Annotated in this window: 11 protein-coding genes; 7 read left to right on the top strand and 4 right to left on the bottom strand. The window is 57.3% G+C overall.

Annotated features, from left to right (window positions below; translation table 11 throughout):
* Nucleotides 1–10: 10 nt before the first annotated feature.
* Nucleotides 11–2,512 (bottom strand): GH116 family glycosyl hydrolase, encoded by a 2,502-nt coding sequence (locus GFS31_RS01405; protein ID WP_198806542.1) that lies wholly within the window; start codon nucleotides 2,510–2,512, stop codon nucleotides 11–13.
* Between the two features lie 187 nt (nucleotides 2,513–2,699).
* Here GFS31_RS01405 and GFS31_RS01410 point away from each other — a divergent pair, with 187 nt between their 5' ends.
* Nucleotides 2,700–3,995, top strand: coding sequence for an aspartate aminotransferase family protein (locus GFS31_RS01410; protein ID WP_317135056.1), 1,296 nt, complete (start codon nucleotides 2,700–2,702; stop codon nucleotides 3,993–3,995).
* Between the two features lie 8 nt (nucleotides 3,996–4,003).
* Here the strand turns inward: GFS31_RS01410 and GFS31_RS01415 are convergent, their stop codons facing one another.
* Entirely contained in the window at nucleotides 4,004–4,804 is an 801-nt protein-coding gene (locus GFS31_RS01415) for a Uma2 family endonuclease (RefSeq protein WP_198806543.1), read from the bottom strand.
* Between the two features lie 187 nt (nucleotides 4,805–4,991).
* Between GFS31_RS01415 and GFS31_RS01420 the strand changes: the two genes are divergently transcribed.
* Complete coding sequence (locus GFS31_RS01420) at nucleotides 4,992–6,200, top strand: 4-hydroxy-3-methylbut-2-enyl diphosphate reductase (protein ID WP_198806544.1); 1,209 nt, start codon at nucleotides 4,992–4,994, stop codon at nucleotides 6,198–6,200.
* Between the two features lie 42 nt (nucleotides 6,201–6,242).
* Here the strand turns inward: GFS31_RS01420 and GFS31_RS01425 are convergent, their stop codons facing one another.
* The gene (locus GFS31_RS01425; protein WP_198806545.1) at nucleotides 6,243–7,535 is read right to left on the bottom strand and encodes a tetratricopeptide repeat protein; all 1,293 of its coding nucleotides are present in this window, start codon (nucleotides 7,533–7,535) and stop codon (nucleotides 6,243–6,245) included.
* Nucleotides 7,536–8,218: 683 nt separating this feature from the next.
* Between GFS31_RS01425 and GFS31_RS01430 the strand changes: the two genes are divergently transcribed.
* Together GFS31_RS01430 and GFS31_RS01435 are read left to right on the top strand one after the other, a co-directional pair.
* Nucleotides 8,219–9,025, top strand: a complete 807-nt coding sequence (locus GFS31_RS01430) for an alpha/beta fold hydrolase (protein WP_198806546.1) — start codon at nucleotides 8,219–8,221, stop codon at nucleotides 9,023–9,025.
* 67 nt (nucleotides 9,026–9,092) lie between these two features.
* Nucleotides 9,093–10,709, top strand: a complete 1,617-nt coding sequence (locus tag GFS31_RS01435; RefSeq protein WP_225907719.1) for a diguanylate cyclase domain-containing protein — start codon at nucleotides 9,093–9,095, stop codon at nucleotides 10,707–10,709.
* Here the strand turns inward: GFS31_RS01435 and GFS31_RS01440 are convergent.
* On the bottom strand, nucleotides 10,706–11,068 hold the full coding sequence (locus GFS31_RS01440) for a response regulator transcription factor (protein ID WP_198806548.1): 363 nt from the start codon (nucleotides 11,066–11,068) through the stop codon (nucleotides 10,706–10,708). The two genes, GFS31_RS01435 and GFS31_RS01440, sit on opposite strands and share 4 nt — an antisense overlap.
* Before the next feature lie 311 nt (nucleotides 11,069–11,379).
* Here GFS31_RS01440 and GFS31_RS01445 point away from each other — a divergent pair, with 311 nt between their 5' ends.
* From GFS31_RS01445 to GFS31_RS01455, 3 genes are all read left to right on the top strand, one after another.
* Nucleotides 11,380–12,372 (top strand): RluA family pseudouridine synthase, encoded by a 993-nt coding sequence (locus GFS31_RS01445; protein WP_317135057.1) that lies wholly within the window; start codon nucleotides 11,380–11,382, stop codon nucleotides 12,370–12,372.
* Between the two features lie 203 nt (nucleotides 12,373–12,575).
* Entirely contained in the window at nucleotides 12,576–14,087 is a 1,512-nt protein-coding gene (ilvA, locus tag GFS31_RS01450) for a threonine ammonia-lyase, biosynthetic (RefSeq protein ID WP_198806549.1), read from the top strand.
* A 165-nt stretch (nucleotides 14,088–14,252) separates the two neighbouring features.
* A complete protein-coding gene (locus GFS31_RS01455) occupies nucleotides 14,253–15,626 on the top strand; it encodes a hypothetical protein (protein WP_198806550.1) in 1,374 nt (457 codons plus the stop codon).
* Nucleotides 15,627–15,650: the final 24 nt, after the last annotated feature.

A 15,650-nucleotide genomic window follows, 5' to 3' on the forward strand; every position in this document is an offset into this window, starting at 1 on the left:
GGACATGACATCAGTCCTGGGATTCCAGCAGCGCATAGAGACCCCAAATCGCCAGGGGCCGCATATAGTGGCAGGCGCGATAGGTGCCCAGGGCGGTGATGGCCTCCGGGGTGCGGAATTGCAGGCCGTAGTCGTAGATTTGGCGAACGACGGCTTCGGTCATGGCCATAGCTTTATCCGTGTGGCCCATTTGGGCATAGAACGCGGCAAGTCCAAAGTTGATGCCCGTCCACACTTCCTGTTGGTGGGTGCTGTCGGGGTCTTCGGGGGTGCCGTCGGGGAGTACACCGTTAGCGGCTCCGATGGGTTGCTTTAAGGTGGCGGCGCTGAAGTTGCCGACCTGGGCTCCCTCAAACTTTTGGGCCTGGGGCCGCTCTTGGGTTTGGGCCACCTGGTTAAAGTTGACGAAACAGGCTTCGTAGATGGCGTCTAGGGAGGACTGAATGTATTTCTCTTCCACCAAGTCCGGTAGGTTCAGCAGCCGTGCCATGAACTGACCGCAGAGTTGGTCGGCCATCACCACATCGGAGCCGCTGCCCATATCGAGGCGGTAATAGCGGCCATTCCACAGTTTGGGGTGGTAGGCCCGGAGGCCGCCCTCTAGCCAGCGCTGGTACTGGGTCAGCAAAATCGGGATGGTGCCGGGGGCGAGGTTTTGTTCGGCTAGGAGATTGCCCATGGCCAGAGCTGCTTCTAACGCCGCCAGCCACAGCCCGCCGCAGTAGGCACTGAGACCCTTGAGCCTCCAATCATCAAAGGTTTGGTCGGGGGCACCTTCGTTTTCGGGGATGCCGTCGCCGTCGCGGTCGAAGTGCTTGAGGTATTGCAGGGTTTCCACCACCGCAGGCCAGCAGGTTTGCAGAAATTCTAGGTCGCTCGACCCCGTAAAGACAAAGGCGCGATAGACCTGAATCACAAAGTCGCTGCCCAGGTCTTTCCAGAGGTTGCAGTCTTGGTAGCTGGTGTAGTTGGTTTGCACCCAGGGCTGCTCGTTGGGGGCACCGAGGTCGTGGGGGGTGGCTCCCTTGGTTTTGCGCTGGGCCAGGGGACTTTCTACGCCCATGGTCAGGTAGTAGCCAATGATCCGCCGTCGGTCGTCCTGGGTAGGGATGGCCTGGGCAAAGGCCCGCAGGATGGATTTTTCCAGTTCTGGCCACAGCAACAGGGTGGCAAAGCCGCCATAGAGCCGCACATCCAGGCTTTCGTACCAGCGGTAGTCGATGCATTCCAGCACCGCAAACTGGCCCACGGGGTCGGCCTCCGTCGCCGCACTCCACAGGGTGCCGCCGCTCGTGAGGTCGTAGAGTTCGTTGAACAGCGCCATTTTGAACCAGTCCGGCAGGTCGGGCCTGTCCAAAATCGGCTGCTGCCAGGTGGTGATTTGCCGTTGCCAGTCTTGGTAATTCGTCAACGCTTGATGGGCAATCGCCCGCGCATTGCGCCCATCCCGCCCGAAGAAATCTGTATAGCGGCGGTAGGCGCTGACGCCCTTGGCAAACTCCGTCACGGGCAAATCCCAGGCCAGGGCGATGGGGAACTGTCGCGTTTCCCCCGGTTGCAGGGTAAACCGCAGGGCCAGGGCGCAACCGACCTGCTCGTTTTCCCCTGCCGCTGTGGTATCCAGCAGGTTCATCAATCGGCCCAGCTTGGCCCAGGCCGCCCATAGGTCAGCCCCATCTCCAGCCGGGTTCCAGCGCAGATCGTAGGAAATCTCGATATCCGGGTTATCCAGCGTGGCAATGCACCATTGGCCGTCGCCCTCCTGGGGTTCCCGCAGCCGTTGCCAATCGCCGCTCATCAGGCAACCTTTGAGGCCGTCGGTGGAAATCAGTTGGGCGTAGTTACCCTGGCTTTGGCCAATGGCGGGAACGTAATCGTAGTAGGGGCTACCATCGTCCCGCTGCAACACTTCCGGGGATTTTTTCGTATTGGTAAACCAGCCCACCATGTTCTGCCAGCTCACCATGATGCAAAGGGTGAGGGGCTGATTGGTGGGGTTGTGGGCCGTCCACTCAAACACCGCGACGGGATAGCTGGCTTCTTGGTAGTTGTCGGGCCAAATGGGGGACAACTGCTCGCAGGTAATTTCCGCCCGAAACACGTTCTCGTAGCGGTACCAACTGCGAGGGTAGAGGGCATGGTACGTCCCGGTGGAGCGTTCTGGGGTCAAAGCGGGATACCAATTCCAAGTAGAAAGGGTGCCGCCTTGAGGCGGTTCTGTGCTCAGGGCGTAGGCTTGGGTTTGCCCGCCGCCGGATTCAAACACGCTGAACTGACAGCCGGGGAACGTCTGGAACACATGCTCACCACCGTCGATGTGCCAGAGGTTGAAATCCCCCCTGGGCGAGCGACCGATACACCCGGCCCCAAAGCCCCCCAGCGGTGCCCCATGCCAGGGGCCATCGTCTAAATTGCTGGCATAGCGCACAAGGTAATGCTGATCCCAGCCTTGGCCAAGGGGCCGCTGCCAGGACTGGACGGGAATTTGGGGCATAGTCGGTGTTTCAGTCATCCCCAAATTTTACCGGAGCGTGATCCTCTGGGGGCGATACGGCAAGGATGCCTCAACCCATCCCCAGCTATGTCATTAAATCCCCCTATTTCCAGGCTGGCTTTTCCGGGGCTTTCCGCTATGCTCGATTCAGGGATGCCCTCACCTCCGGCTCCTCTTCCGTCCACCCAATCCCCCTTTCCCCACCGTGAGCCTAAAAACCCTTGTCCAAAAGTCCCTCAAATCCTTGCCCTTCACCAGCAACGGCCACAGCGGTTTCTCCCCGGCCCAGTTCGATGCGGCGGTGATGACCACCTACGGGCGCTTTCCCCTCACCCTCACCCGTGGCAAGGGCTGTTTTGTCTGGGATGACCAGGGCCGTCGTTACCTGGATTTTGTGGCCGGAATTGCCACCTGCACCCTCGGCCACGCCCACCCCGCCATGGTGGAGGCGGTCAGCCAGCAGATCCAAACCCTGCACCATGTCTCGAACCTCTACTACATTCCCGAACAGGGTGCCCTGGCCCAATGGCTGGTGGAGCATTCCTGTGCGGATCGGGCGTTTTTCTGCAACTCTGGGGCGGAGGCCAACGAAGGGGCAATTAAGCTAGCCCGCAAGTATGCCCACACCAAACGGGGCATTGCTAACCCGCTGATCATCACCGCCCAGGCCAGCTTCCACGGGCGCACCCTGGCCACCATCACCGCCACCGGACAGCCCAAGTATCAGAAAAACTTTGACCCGCTGATGCCGGGATTTGCCTACGTGCCCTACAACGACATTGCGGCTCTGGAGTCTCTGATTGCCGAACTGGATGCCGACACGCCCCAGGTCGCGGCCATCATGCTAGAGGCGCTTCAGGGGGAAGGGGGCGTCTGTCCGGGGGATCGGGCCTATTTCCAGCGAATTCGGCAACTGTGCGACGAAAAGGGTATTCTGCTGATTTTGGACGAAGTGCAGGTGGGCATGGGCCGCACGGGCACCCTCTGGGGCTACGAAAATCTGGGCATCGAGCCGGATATCTTCACCTCCGCGAAGGGCTTGGGCGGCGGCATTCCCATCGGGGCGCTGCTCTGCAAGTCCTCCTGCGATGTGTTTGAACCGGGCGACCACGCCAGCACTTTTGGCGGCAATCCCTTTGCTTGCAAGGTGGGCCTCACCGTCTGCCAAACCCTAGAAACCGAAAACCTGCTGAAAAACGTGCAGCAGCGGGGCGAACAACTGCGGTTGGGTCTGCAAAAGCTGATACAGCAATATCCCACCCAACTCGAACAGGTGCGCGGTTGGGGGTTGATTAACGGCCTGGTGCTGCAACCGGAAAGCGCGATTAAATCCGTGGACATTGTGAAAGCCGCCATGGATGAAGGCTTGCTGCTCGTCCCAGCGGGGCCGCAGGTGGTGCGCTTTGTGCCCCCGCTGAACGTCAGTGCCGACGAAATTCAGCAGGCCATCCTATCCACCGAAAAAGCCCTGGCCATGACGATCAAGCGGCAGCGTGCTTAGCCTGGGGTTTAGGTTTCATCAGGGCGGATTGCTTGATCAACCTCATCCACAGACAAACTCAGAATGCTGGCGATTTCTGCGGTTGAGAGTCCCCGTTGATGCAGCGGTTGAATGGCTCCTAGACGGGCCTGACGCTCCTGCTCGACCTGGGATTGGTACGCCTGGGCTTGGGCTTCCAGTTCTAGGGCTTTTTCTTCGGCGGAAGGATAGCGGTTGCCCTCGGCATCAAACCAGGTTAATAGCTCTCGGAGTTCGCCCCCCAAAAGTCCCTGGGCGCGACCAATGGCGAGGCCCACCTCCGGCATCCAGTAGGGTTCGCCCCGCTGGAGTTGGTATTTCCCGCCGATTAACTTGTAGACCTCGAAGGGTTGGTGTTGGTCGCGGCCCCAGTACTCCGGGTTGTAGATGACGTAGTACAGAACGCCGAGGTTGGCGTAGAGGGTCATTTTTTCGGCGTACTCCCCGCCGGGACTCCAGGACACCATCTCCAAGGCCATGATCGGAACGGTGCCTTCTTCTTCCCAGAGCACATAGCTTCTGCGGAAGCGCTGACCGGGTTTGCGACGGGGCACCCCCAGGGCCAAAAAGCCGTCAGGGATCACCGGAATACGGCAGTTTTCCCCGGTGGTGTGGTAGATGCCCATGTCCACGCCAAAGTACCAATCTTGGCGGTCGGCCCAGATCAGCTTCAGCAAAAAGAGCAGGTAGTTGGGTAAAAGATTTTGGTCTTCGTTATCCACGGGGGTATCGTCGGAGTCGGGCAGCTCGTCGCTGGTGGGAAGATTTTTGTAAAGGTCGGCTTGTACCATAGCGATTACCCAGGGGCGCATGGCTCTATCATAACCACGGCCTCACCGCAGCACCGAAATCGGTAGCCCACCGCAAGCTAGCGCCTCGCCTTTGCCCTAACCATAGAATTTTCCTAGGCTGGGCACACCAAAACCCGGTGCACAACCCGTTATTCTAGGTAACGTGTCGCCACTCTGGGAAATACCGATGGATACCAAGGCTTTTAAGCGCTCCCTCAACCATTCTGAGAACTACTTTCGCCATGGCTTTGGTCACGGGAGTGAAGTGGCAGGTCAAATGCAGACCGAATACAACAGTGGTCTAATTCAGGAAATTCGGGCGCTTAACTATACCCTCACTCGCGGCAACGTCACCATCAAACTGGCGGAGGCGTTTGGCTTTTGTTGGGGCGTAGAACGGGCGGTGGCGATGGCCTACGAAACTCGGCAGCACTTCCCCACCCAGCAAATTTGGATTACTAACGAAATTATCCACAACCCCAGCGTTAACCAGCGCCTGAAGGAAATGAACGTTGCCTTTATTGAGGTGAAAAACGGCGAAAAAGATTTTTCTGTGGTGGGTCAAGGCGATGTGGTAATCCTTCCCGCCTTTGGGGCCAGCGTGCAAGAAATGCAGTTGCTCAACGACAAGGGCTGCACCATGGTGGATACCACCTGCCCCTGGGTTTCTAAGGTGTGGAACACGGTGGAAAAGCACAAAAAACAAGACCACACCTCCATCATCCACGGCAAATATAACCATGAAGAAACCGTGGCCACCAGCTCCTTTGCGGGCAAGTATTTGATCGTTCTGAATTTAGAACAGGCGGAATACGTTGCCAACTACATCCTCAACGGCGGCAACCGGGAGGAATTTATGGCCAAGTTTGGTAAGGCTTGCTCCGCTGGGTTTGACCCCGACACCGACCTAGAACGCATCGGCATTGCCAACCAAACGACTATGCTGAAGGGCGAAACCGAGCAAATCGGTAAACTCTTTGAGCACACCATGCTGAAAAAGTATGGCCCCCAAGCCCTCAACGATCATTTCCTCAGCTTTAATACCATCTGCGATGCCACCCAAGAACGGCAAGACGCCATGTTCAAACTGGTGGATGAGACGCTCGATGTGATGCTTGTTATCGGCGGCTACAACTCTTCCAACACCACCCACCTGCAAGAAATTGCCGTTGAGCGAGAGATTCCCTCCTACCACATCGACAGCGCCGACCGCATTGGCCCCGGCAACCGCATCGAGCACAAACGCCTCCACGGCGACATGACCGTGACCGACAACTGGCTCCCCGCTGGCCCCATCGTCGTCGGCGTCACTTCCGGGGCGTCAACGCCTGATCGATCCGTAGAAGACGCTATCGAGCGCATCTTTGCAATTAAGTCGGAGCCCGTGCTGGCCTAACTCACCGCCCCTAGTCTCCTGACCGCCTACACTCCTGACCGCCTACAAAGGCCGTGAGCGCTGAAGTTGGCGACTATCCCAAGACAGTTCCAACGTTTTGCGAAAGTCGCTGAGGGCGGCATTGGCCCGTTTGGCAAGGCGAATTTGAGTGTGGCCTCGGCCCAGGTAGGCTTCTGCCAGATCAGGATTGAGGGCCAGGGCTTGATTGAAGTCGGCCAAGGCTTGCTCCCACGCGCCCAGAAAATAGTGGGCATAGCCCCGATCACAGTAGACTAGCGCATCCTCAGTGCTGAGGGCCAGGGCGGCATCAAAGTCGGCGAGGGCCGCTTGATACTGGCCTTGGCGACTAAGAACGCGCCCCCGATTGGCTAGCAGGTGCCCACTGCGAGGATTAAACCGCAGCGCCAGGGTATAGTCAGCGTTGGCTTCCGCCAAATCGCCCATCTGGGCATGGAGATGACCACGACTGTCGTACAGATCCGCCAGCCGAAATCGTAGGTTTCGGGATGGATCTTCTCGAGAAGTATGGTCGAGCTTAGCTAGGGATAGCCCCACCAGAGTTTGGTTATAGGCTCGATCCTGTAGCGCCGGATAGAGGGTGAGCACCGCTGTGTAGTCGTCAATGGCTCCCTGATCATCCCCCATCTCGTGGCGCAGCGTTCCTCGGTTGACGTAGGCTTCGGCATAGTCAGGTCGATGATGTAGGGCCTGGTTGAGATCGAGGGTTGCCTGGTAGTAGTTTCGGAGTTGAAAGTGGGCCACGGCCCGATAGTTTAGAGCTTCGGCGTGGTGGGGTTGGCGGGCTAGCAGAGCCGAGAAGTCTTCGATAGCGCGCTGATAGGCCGGATGGCGCTGATCCGCTGAGGGCAGATGCGTCCCTTGCTTGAGGTAGGCTAAACCCCGCCATAGCAGCACCTTCACAAATTGCGGCTGGGCGTCTAGCACCCTAGAAAAATCGGCAATTGCCCCCCGGTAGTCCGCCATATCCAGCTTGAGGCGACCCCGACTACCATAGGCTTTGAGGGCACTGGGTTGCAGGGCAATCGCCCGGTCGAGATCGGCCAACCCCGCCGCCAATTCGCCCATGAGGTAATAGACATTGCCTCGGTTGATATAGGCGCTGGCCAACTGCGGATCTAGGCTCAGGGCGGTCGAAAAATCATCCAGGGCCTGACGATACTGGTTCAAATCGCGGTAGGCACAGCCTCGATTGTAATAGGCCTTGGCGCAAGCCCCATCCAGGCGCAGCACCTGCGTAAAAATTGCCAGGGCATCCTGAAAATACCCAAGCTTGGCCTTTTCAATTCCAGCCTTCAGAAGTTCACTGATTGTCATGGAATGGTTAAAGTGGCAAAAGAGGACACCGTCACTCGTGCCGATTAAGCCCCTAGGCTGGAACGCCTAAGGTTTAACTACGCACATTCAAAGGGCTAACCCTGGAAGACACCGGACTCCATAGCCCAAATCTTACCGTTCACCCCGTAGTAGCCACCCTGTATTGGCGTAACAATGTCTTTACATACTCCAATAGCCTCTCCTATTATGCGATCCCCAAGCAAGAACGACCAGTTTTTATGAGGGACTTCTCACGAAAGATCCGCAAAATATAAGAAAATCCAAAGAGTATCTTCCCGAATCACGCCAGATTGCGCCTTCGGGGGTAGCCAGTCCAGGGCTCCTAGCCCAGCCTCTGAACCACCCCATTTCCTGGAATCATCGATTCTTTTCCAGCAGGTGAGGTGGGTGCAGAAGTCTATACCCGAGCGCTGTTGCCCTGAACTTGCCCCATTCTAAAGCTCGTTTCCCGTGGGGCCTAGGGGCTGTGAGGAAGGTGCGGGCTCCCCTGTCCCTGCTAGAGGAGGGGCTGGAGTTCTGCCAGGGTGGGCGGCAGGAATCCCATGATCCACCGAGACTCGGTGGGATTGAGGGCACCCCTGCCCCAGACATCGGGCTACTCTATGACGGTCCGCAATGGTTCGGTGCCCCCAGACCACGATATCTCGTTTAGGCTACGCCCTATGACTCATCCCATCTTGACTCGTCACCACGTTTGTTTTGCTGGGCAGGGGCAAACGCCGATGCTGTTTGCCCACGGCTTTGGCTGTGATCAAACCATGTGGCGCTGGGTTGCTCCGGCCTTCGCCGCTGATTATCAAGTCATTACCTTTGACTATGTGGGGTCAGGCAAATCTGACCTCACAGCCTACGATCCCAATCGCTATCAAAGCTTGCAGGGCTATGCCCAAGATGTCTTAGCCATCTGTGACACCCTGGCCTTAGAAAAGCTGATTTTTGTCGGCCATTCTGTGAGTGCAATGATTGGTGTCTTAGCGGCGATTCAGGCCCCACAATACTTCCAGCAGTTGATTTTAGTTGCCCCTTCCCCCTGTTATATTAATGATGATGATTATGTTGGCGGATTTGAGCGGCGCGACATTGAACAACTGCTGGAACTAATGGAGCGAAACTACCTAGGCTGGGCTAGTTTTTTGGCCCCTGTGGCAATGAAAAATGAAGACAACCCAGACCTCACCCGTGAACTAGAAGACAGCTTCTGCTCCACCGATCCAGAGATTGCTACTCGCTTTGCTAAAGCTACGTTTTATGCCGATAATCGTTCTGATTTACCCAGGGTTAAAATCCCTTCTCTAATTTTGCAGTGCACTGAAGATAGTATTGCCCCGAAGGCTGTGGGATACTATCTTCAGCACCATTTACCCCACAGTACGCTTCAGATTATGCAAGCGACGGGCCATTGTCCCCACATGAGTCATCCTGAGGAAACCATAGCCCTGATGAAAGCTTACTTAGCCGAAACCCTTTAGGGCAATTGGGCCTTGAACGAATGATTGCCAATCACTAACCCTTCTAATGGCAGCATCCAACAGCACTATGGAGGATCGGTGGGACAGGGCTCCTGCCGGATACCTAGTCCTGAATGATTCAGGCATCATTATTCATGTCAATACTACGCTATTGAAGATTCTAGGCTGGAGTCAGAAGGATTTGCAGGGTCAAAGAGTCGATGTGATTCTTCCTATTGCCGCTCGCATTTTTTACCACACTCACCTCTTCCCCTTATTGAGAATGAAGGGTAAGGTTGAGGAAATTTATCTTTCTTTTCGACCTCGTTCGGGTCACGATATTCCTGTGCTCATCAATGGTCGTCGTCGCTATGATTTGGCTCCCATCAGCAATGACCTCGTCATTATTCCCATTCGGAATCGCATTCAGTATGAGGATGAAATTCTACGGTCTAAAAAAGCCGCTGAGATAGCAGTTCTAGCTCAGCAAGAAGCCGAACAAGCACTGATTCAGCAATATGAGCAGCGGCTACTTATCCGACAGATTTCCCAGAACATTCGCGATAGTCTAGATTTAACTCACATTTTTACCATTGCGGTTCAAGAGATTCAACAGTTTACTAAGGCCGACCGAGTAGCGATTTTTCAGTGGGATCAATCACCGGAGATTTCCGGGACATTTATCGCTGAGGCTCTGGGAAATAAGGTTGAAAGCCTGCTCTCTGCGGATCGTTTAGAGACCCGCTATTTAGCCACCTACTACCTAGCCCGAAAATCAGCAGGAGATATTCTGGTTGAATCTCAACTTCCTGATCTAGGTATGTCTGACGGCCTAACTCGATTCGAGTCTATGGAAGAGCTAACTGATTTAGAAAATTCTAAAGCGCCGAGCAATCAGGCGATTTGTAACTATGGGCCTCAGCGGTTTCAGATTCAGTCTCAACTGATTGCGCCTCTGTTGCAGGGAGAAAAAATCTGGGGTTTGCTATTTATTCACCAATGTACCGAGCCCCGGTTTTGGCAGTTGAGAGAGGTAGATCTGATTCGGGAACTGGCGGGGCAGCTTTCCTTAGCGATTCAGCAGGCAGATTTATTTCAGCAGTTGCAGGCAGAACTGCGAGAAAAAGAACGCGCTGAAGCCCAACTCATACAAATTAATGCGGATCTTTCCCGTACTCAGGCCCTGCTAGAGCAACTGGCGGATACTGATGGGCTAACCCAGATTGCTAATCGCCGCAGTTTTGATCGTCGTTTAGATCAAGAGTGGGCACGGCTAGCCAGGGAACAACAGCCCCTATCTATCCTGTTGTTTGATGTGGACTATTTCAAGCGCTACAACGACACCTACGGCCACCAGCAGGGTGATCGCTGTTTGGTGGCCATTGCCCAGGCGGCCCAGCAGGTCATTGGTCGTTCTGCCGACTTCCTAGCCCGCTACGGCGGGGAGGAATTTATTATTATTTTGCCGAATACCCCCAGGGCGGGGGCCATGGCGGTGGCTGAAGCCGTGCGGCAGGCGGTTGTGGCTCTCCAACTTCCCCATCGCACCTCCCCGGTGGCCTCCGTTGTCACCCTCAGTATTGGGGTCAGCAGTTTGGTGCCCACCTCCGAGGACACTCCCTTCACCCCGGTTCACCAGGCTGATCAAGCCCTGTATCAGGCTAAGCAGGCGGGGCGCAACCGGACGCAGGGATGGTCGCCCTAGCGCAGCAGTTGCCGCACGGTGCTGATCATGTCGTCGGGGCGGAAGGGCTTGGTGATGTAGGCATCGGCCCCCTGTTTCATCCCCCAGTAGCGGTCAAATTCCTCGCCCTTGGAGGAGCAGATAATCACCGGAATGGATTGGGTGGTGGCGTTATTTTTGATCCAGCGGCAGAGCTCATAGCCGTTCATATTGGGCATGACGATATCCAGCACCACCAAATCGGGCGGGGAGGCTTGGATCATCGCCTGGGCCTCAACTCCATCTTTGGCCTCTAGGACTGTTAAGCCAGCCTTGAGCAAAAGTCCGGCGATCATTTCCCGGAGAGTTGAACTGTCATCCACAATCAAGACTGTACTCATAATTCTCTCTGCCTCGATACCGGAGTGGCCTACTCCGTGCTCCGTTGCTATTAAACCTTGTCTCAGCCGAGAAGGGATGCCTGTGCCGATCATTTTAAATAGAGAGACCATCCCCTATCAGTGACGGCGGCCCAGCCGGACAAGCCCCATTCCTTACTTAACGTTTATCAGGATACCGGATAACCTGTGCCCCAACGGCCCTGCCACAAGCTAGGATGCCCATAGCGGGCGAATAATCCTACATTCCGGGGATAATTTGCCTGGTGATCGATTGGCCCGCTCATCCAAGACGTTTCCTAGCCCGTACTGCTTTGATCGGTTCCCCTTCCCGCAACGACGCTCCCAGCCTAGCCCTCGACGATCCGCATTTTCAGGATCGGCACCTCGATCTTACGGTGGATCGGGCGGATCCGCCGCGTCTAGATCGCTGGCTGACGGCCCAGGTGAAGGAACTCTCCCGCAACCGGGTGCAAAAGCTGATTGATTGGGAATATGTCACCCTCAATGGGCGGCTGTGTACCAACAAAAAAGAGGCGGTGCAGGTGGGCGATCAGATTCGGCTGACCATTCCCGCCGTCAAGCCGCTGGAGCTGACCCCGGAAGACATCCCCCTCGATCTTTTGTACGAAGACGATCATCTGATTATCATCAACAAACCCGCTGGATTGGTGGTGCATCCCGCCCCCGGCAATATGAGCGGCACCCTGGTCAATGCGGTGCTGGCCCACTGTGGGGAGCAGCTTTTGGGCATTGGCGGCGTCCAGCGTCCCGGCATTGTGCATCGGCTCGATAAAGACACCACCGGGGCCATTGTGATTGCTAAAACCGACCTCGCCCACAGCCACCTCCAGGCCCAAATGAAGGCCAAAACCGCCCGCCGAGAATACCTGGGCGTGGTCTACGGTGCCCCCAAAACCAACTCCGGCACCATCGACGCGCCCCTCGGTCGTCACCCCCAAGATCGCAAACGCAACGCCATTGTCCCCATCGAAAAAGGCGGACGCCACGCCGTCACCCACTGGCAGGTGGAAGAACGCCTGGGCAACCTGACCCTGATGCGCTTTCGGTTGGAAACGGGCCGCACCCACCAAATCCGCGTCCACAGTACCTCCATCGGCCATCCCCTGGTGGGCGACCCCACCTACGGTTCTGGCCGCGATCTGGGGGTGAACCTCCCCGGCCAAGCCCTCCACGCCGAACGGCTGGAACTCGTCCACCCCGCCACCGGAGAGATCATCGTTGCCCATGCCCCCCTGCCGCCCCACTTTGAAACCCTGCTGACCGTGCTGCGCCGCCGAGGGTAGCCCCCCTAGCGTCTTAGAATAGTAGTGTCAGAACATCATCAACCCGTTTTTCTACCTGAGTTTGGCCCTCACCCCCAACCCCTCTCCCAGGAGGGAGAGGGGAGCCGGAATCCTTCAAAGTCCCTCTCCCAATATGGGAAAGGGATTTAGGGTGAGGGCCAGTCTCGACTCCCGACTCCCGACTCCCCACTCCCTTCCTCCCCATGGCCACCGACTACCTCGAACGCATTCTCACCGCTCGCGTCTATGACGTTGCCCAAGAAACCTCGCTGGAGGTAGCCCCCAACCTGTCGGCGCGGCTGCACAATCGGCTGCTGCTGAAGCGGGAGGATATGCAGTCGGTGTTTTCCTTCAAGCTGCGGGGAGCCTACAACAAAATGGCGCACCTGTCGCCGGAGCAGTTGGCCCAGGGGGTGATTGCCTCTTCGGCGGGGAACCATGCCCAGGGGGTGGCCCTGGGGGCGAAGCAGTTGGGCACCCGCGCCATTATTGTGATGCCCACCACCACGCCGATGGTGAAGGTGAATGCGGTGAAGGCTCGCGGCGGCGAAGTCGTGCTCTACGGCGAAGCCTACGACGACGCCTACGCCCACGCCCGCCAGCTTGCCGAAGAAAAGGGGCTGGCCTTTGTGCATCCTTTTGATGATCCCGACGTGATTGCGGGCCAGGGCACCATCGCCATGGAAATTCTGCGCCAGCACCCCCAGCCCATCCACGCCATTTTTGTGGCCATTGGCGGCGGCGGGTTGATTTCCGGCATTGCCGCCTACGTCAAGCGCTTGCGACCGGAGATCAAAATCATCGGCGTAGAACCCATCGAGGCCGACGCGATGGATCAATCCCTCAAGGCCGGGGAGCGGGTGCGGCTGAGCCAGGTGGGCCTATTTGCCGATGGGGTGGCCGTGCGCCAGGTGGGCGAAGAAACCTTCCGCCTCTGCCAGCAGTATGTGGACGACATCATCCTGGTCAGCACCGACGACACCTGTGCGGCAATTAAGGACGTGTTTGAGGACACCCGCTCGATTTTGGAACCCGCCGGAGCCTTAGCCATCGCCGGAGCCAAAGCCTACGTGGAGCGCGAGGGCATCACCGACCAAACCCTAGTGGCCGTGGCCTGTGGGGCGAATATGAACTTCGACCGTTTGCGGTTTGTGGCGGAACGGGCGGAAATTGGCGAACAGCGGGAGGCCATCTTTGCCGTCACCATTCCCGAAACACCGGGCAGCCTCAAGGCGTTTTGCGAATGCCTCGGCACCCGCAACCTGACGGAATTTAACTATCGCATCGCCGATAATCGCGAGGCCCATATTTTTGTAGGTCTCGAAGTGCAGGGCCGCGCCGATGCTGAAAAGATGATTCAGGTGTTTGAATCCAAGGGCCTAAAAACCCTCGATCTCACCGACGATGAGCTGACAAAAATGCACCTGCGCCACATGGTCGGCGGCAAATCTCCCCTCGCCCATAACGAATTAATCTATCGGTTTGAATTCCCCGAACGGCCCGGTGCCCTAATGAAATTTGTCAGTTCCATGAGCCCCGATTGGAACATCAGCCTGTTCCATTACCGCAACAATGGGTCAGACTATGGCCGCATCGTGACTGGAATTCAGGTGCCGCCGGACGAAATGGAACAGTGGCAAACCTTCCTCGACAACTTGGGCTACCAATACTGGGACGAAAACCAAAACCCCGCCTACAAACTGTTTTTGGGATAGTTCAATCCCTAGCTGGATGCACCATTCTCCTGCACCAACCCGCCTACCATCGAGGCAATAGCGCCTCTTTTGAGGATAATCCCCTGAAGATTGCGCCCCACGCTCCCAAGAATCTGGAAACCTACCGCTAAGATCAAGTCAAGTGTGCATGGAGAGATCACGCCGATGTTCCCCGAACTGGTGGTTGGGCCGTTGTTCAGAAATCGGGTGTGGGGTCAGTTTGCGCCGTTTAGGGGGGTAATTTCCTCAGTGGTTAGCTCCCTTCCGTGGGCCATGGGGGCGGCGGGGTTGTTCTTGGTGGGCTGCGGTGGCGTGGCCGAGTCTATGGATAGGGGCGTTGAACTAGACCCGATGGCGGTAGCGGCATCTCCGGCAACGGCCAATCCTTCGGCGGCGGAGCGGTGGTACTTGGCCGTGAGCGAAGCCAATCGAGCCGCCCACCTAGCCCAATCCGCCAGCACCGCCGCTGACTGGCAGCAGGTCGCCACCAGTTGGGGGCAGTCGGCCCTGTGGCTGAAGGGAATGCCCGTGGAGGATCCGCGCTACGCCTTCAGCCAGCGACGGGCGCAGGAATACCTCAACAATCGAGCGGTGGCGCAGGATCAGGCCGCCCAGGCTCAGCCGGACGGTATGCCGCGCGTGTTTCCGCCCTTGGGCAGTGCGGTGCTAGATGAACAACTCAGCCTTTATCACTCCTACGTGGCCACGCTGGGGCCGCCGGATGTGTTGATTATCGGCAGTTCGCGGGCCTTGCAGGGCATTGATCCCCAGGTGTTGCAGCAGGCCCTCGCCGCCCAAGGACGCCCCAACCTGCGGGTGTATAACTTCAGCGTGAATGGGGCCACCGCCCAGGTGATGAGCTTTGTCACCCGGCAGCTTTTGGCGGAGGATATGCACCCTCGGCTGGTGATCTGGGCCGAGGGGGCGAGGGGGTTCAACAGTGGCCGCTTTGACCGCACCTTTGCCAGCATTTTAGAGTCTCCCGGCTTTGCCGCCGTGCGCGATGGAGCCAGATTGAGCCTGGTAGACCCCAGCCCCAATCTGGCGATTCCCGACGGCCCCGTGCCCATGACCGCCATCAATAGCCAAGGGTTTTTGGCGGTCAACGATCAGTTCAACCCAGAGGTGTACTATCGATCCTTTCCACGGGTGCGCGGCCAGTATGACGACACCTACCGCGCCTTTCGCCTAGATGGGGTGCAAACCCTCTCCCTAGAGGCGGTGATTCAATCCTTTCGCAGTCGGGGCATTCCCCTGGTTTTCGTCAATCTGCCCCTCAGCAACGACTACCTCGACCCCGTGCGCATGGGCTACGAACGCCAGTTTCAGCGCTTTTTGCAAACCTATGCCAACCGGGGCACCATGACCGTCATTGACCTGCTGGAGTTGTGGCGCTGGCAGTCCCATTTTTTTGCCGACCCTAGCCACATCAACCGCTATGGTGCCCGCGAAATTGCTCGGCTCTTGGCGGAGGATAGCCGTATTGCGTGGCCCACCGTCCCCAAGGCAGTGCCCGTTGCCGAGACCAATGCACCGTAATCGCCAGGGAAATGCCCAGGGCAA

It is taken from the genome of Leptolyngbya sp. BL0902 (assembly GCF_016403105.1).
Lineage (GTDB): Bacteria > Cyanobacteriota > Cyanobacteriia > Phormidesmidales > Phormidesmidaceae > Nodosilinea.

Coding starts and splice junctions, on each gene's coding strand:
- GFS31_RS01435 (WP_225907719.1), top strand. CDS start 9,093: ATGGAGGATCGGTGGGACAGGGCTCCTGCCGGATACCTAGTCCTGAAT.
- GFS31_RS01405 (WP_198806542.1), bottom strand. CDS start 2,512: ATGACTGAAACACCGACTATGCCCCAAATTCCCGTCCAGTCCTGGCAG.
- GFS31_RS01430 (WP_198806546.1), top strand. CDS start 8,219: ATGACTCATCCCATCTTGACTCGTCACCACGTTTGTTTTGCTGGGCAG.
- GFS31_RS01425 (WP_198806545.1), bottom strand. CDS start 7,535: ATGACAATCAGTGAACTTCTGAAGGCTGGAATTGAAAAGGCCAAGCTT.
- GFS31_RS01415 (WP_198806543.1), bottom strand. CDS start 4,804: ATGGTACAAGCCGACCTTTACAAAAATCTTCCCACCAGCGACGAGCTG.
- ilvA (WP_198806549.1), top strand. CDS start 12,576: ATGGCCACCGACTACCTCGAACGCATTCTCACCGCTCGCGTCTATGAC.
- GFS31_RS01455 (WP_198806550.1), top strand. CDS start 14,253: ATGTTCCCCGAACTGGTGGTTGGGCCGTTGTTCAGAAATCGGGTGTGG.
- GFS31_RS01440 (WP_198806548.1), bottom strand. CDS start 11,068: ATGAGTACAGTCTTGATTGTGGATGACAGTTCAACTCTCCGGGAAATG.
- GFS31_RS01420 (WP_198806544.1), top strand. CDS start 4,992: ATGGATACCAAGGCTTTTAAGCGCTCCCTCAACCATTCTGAGAACTAC.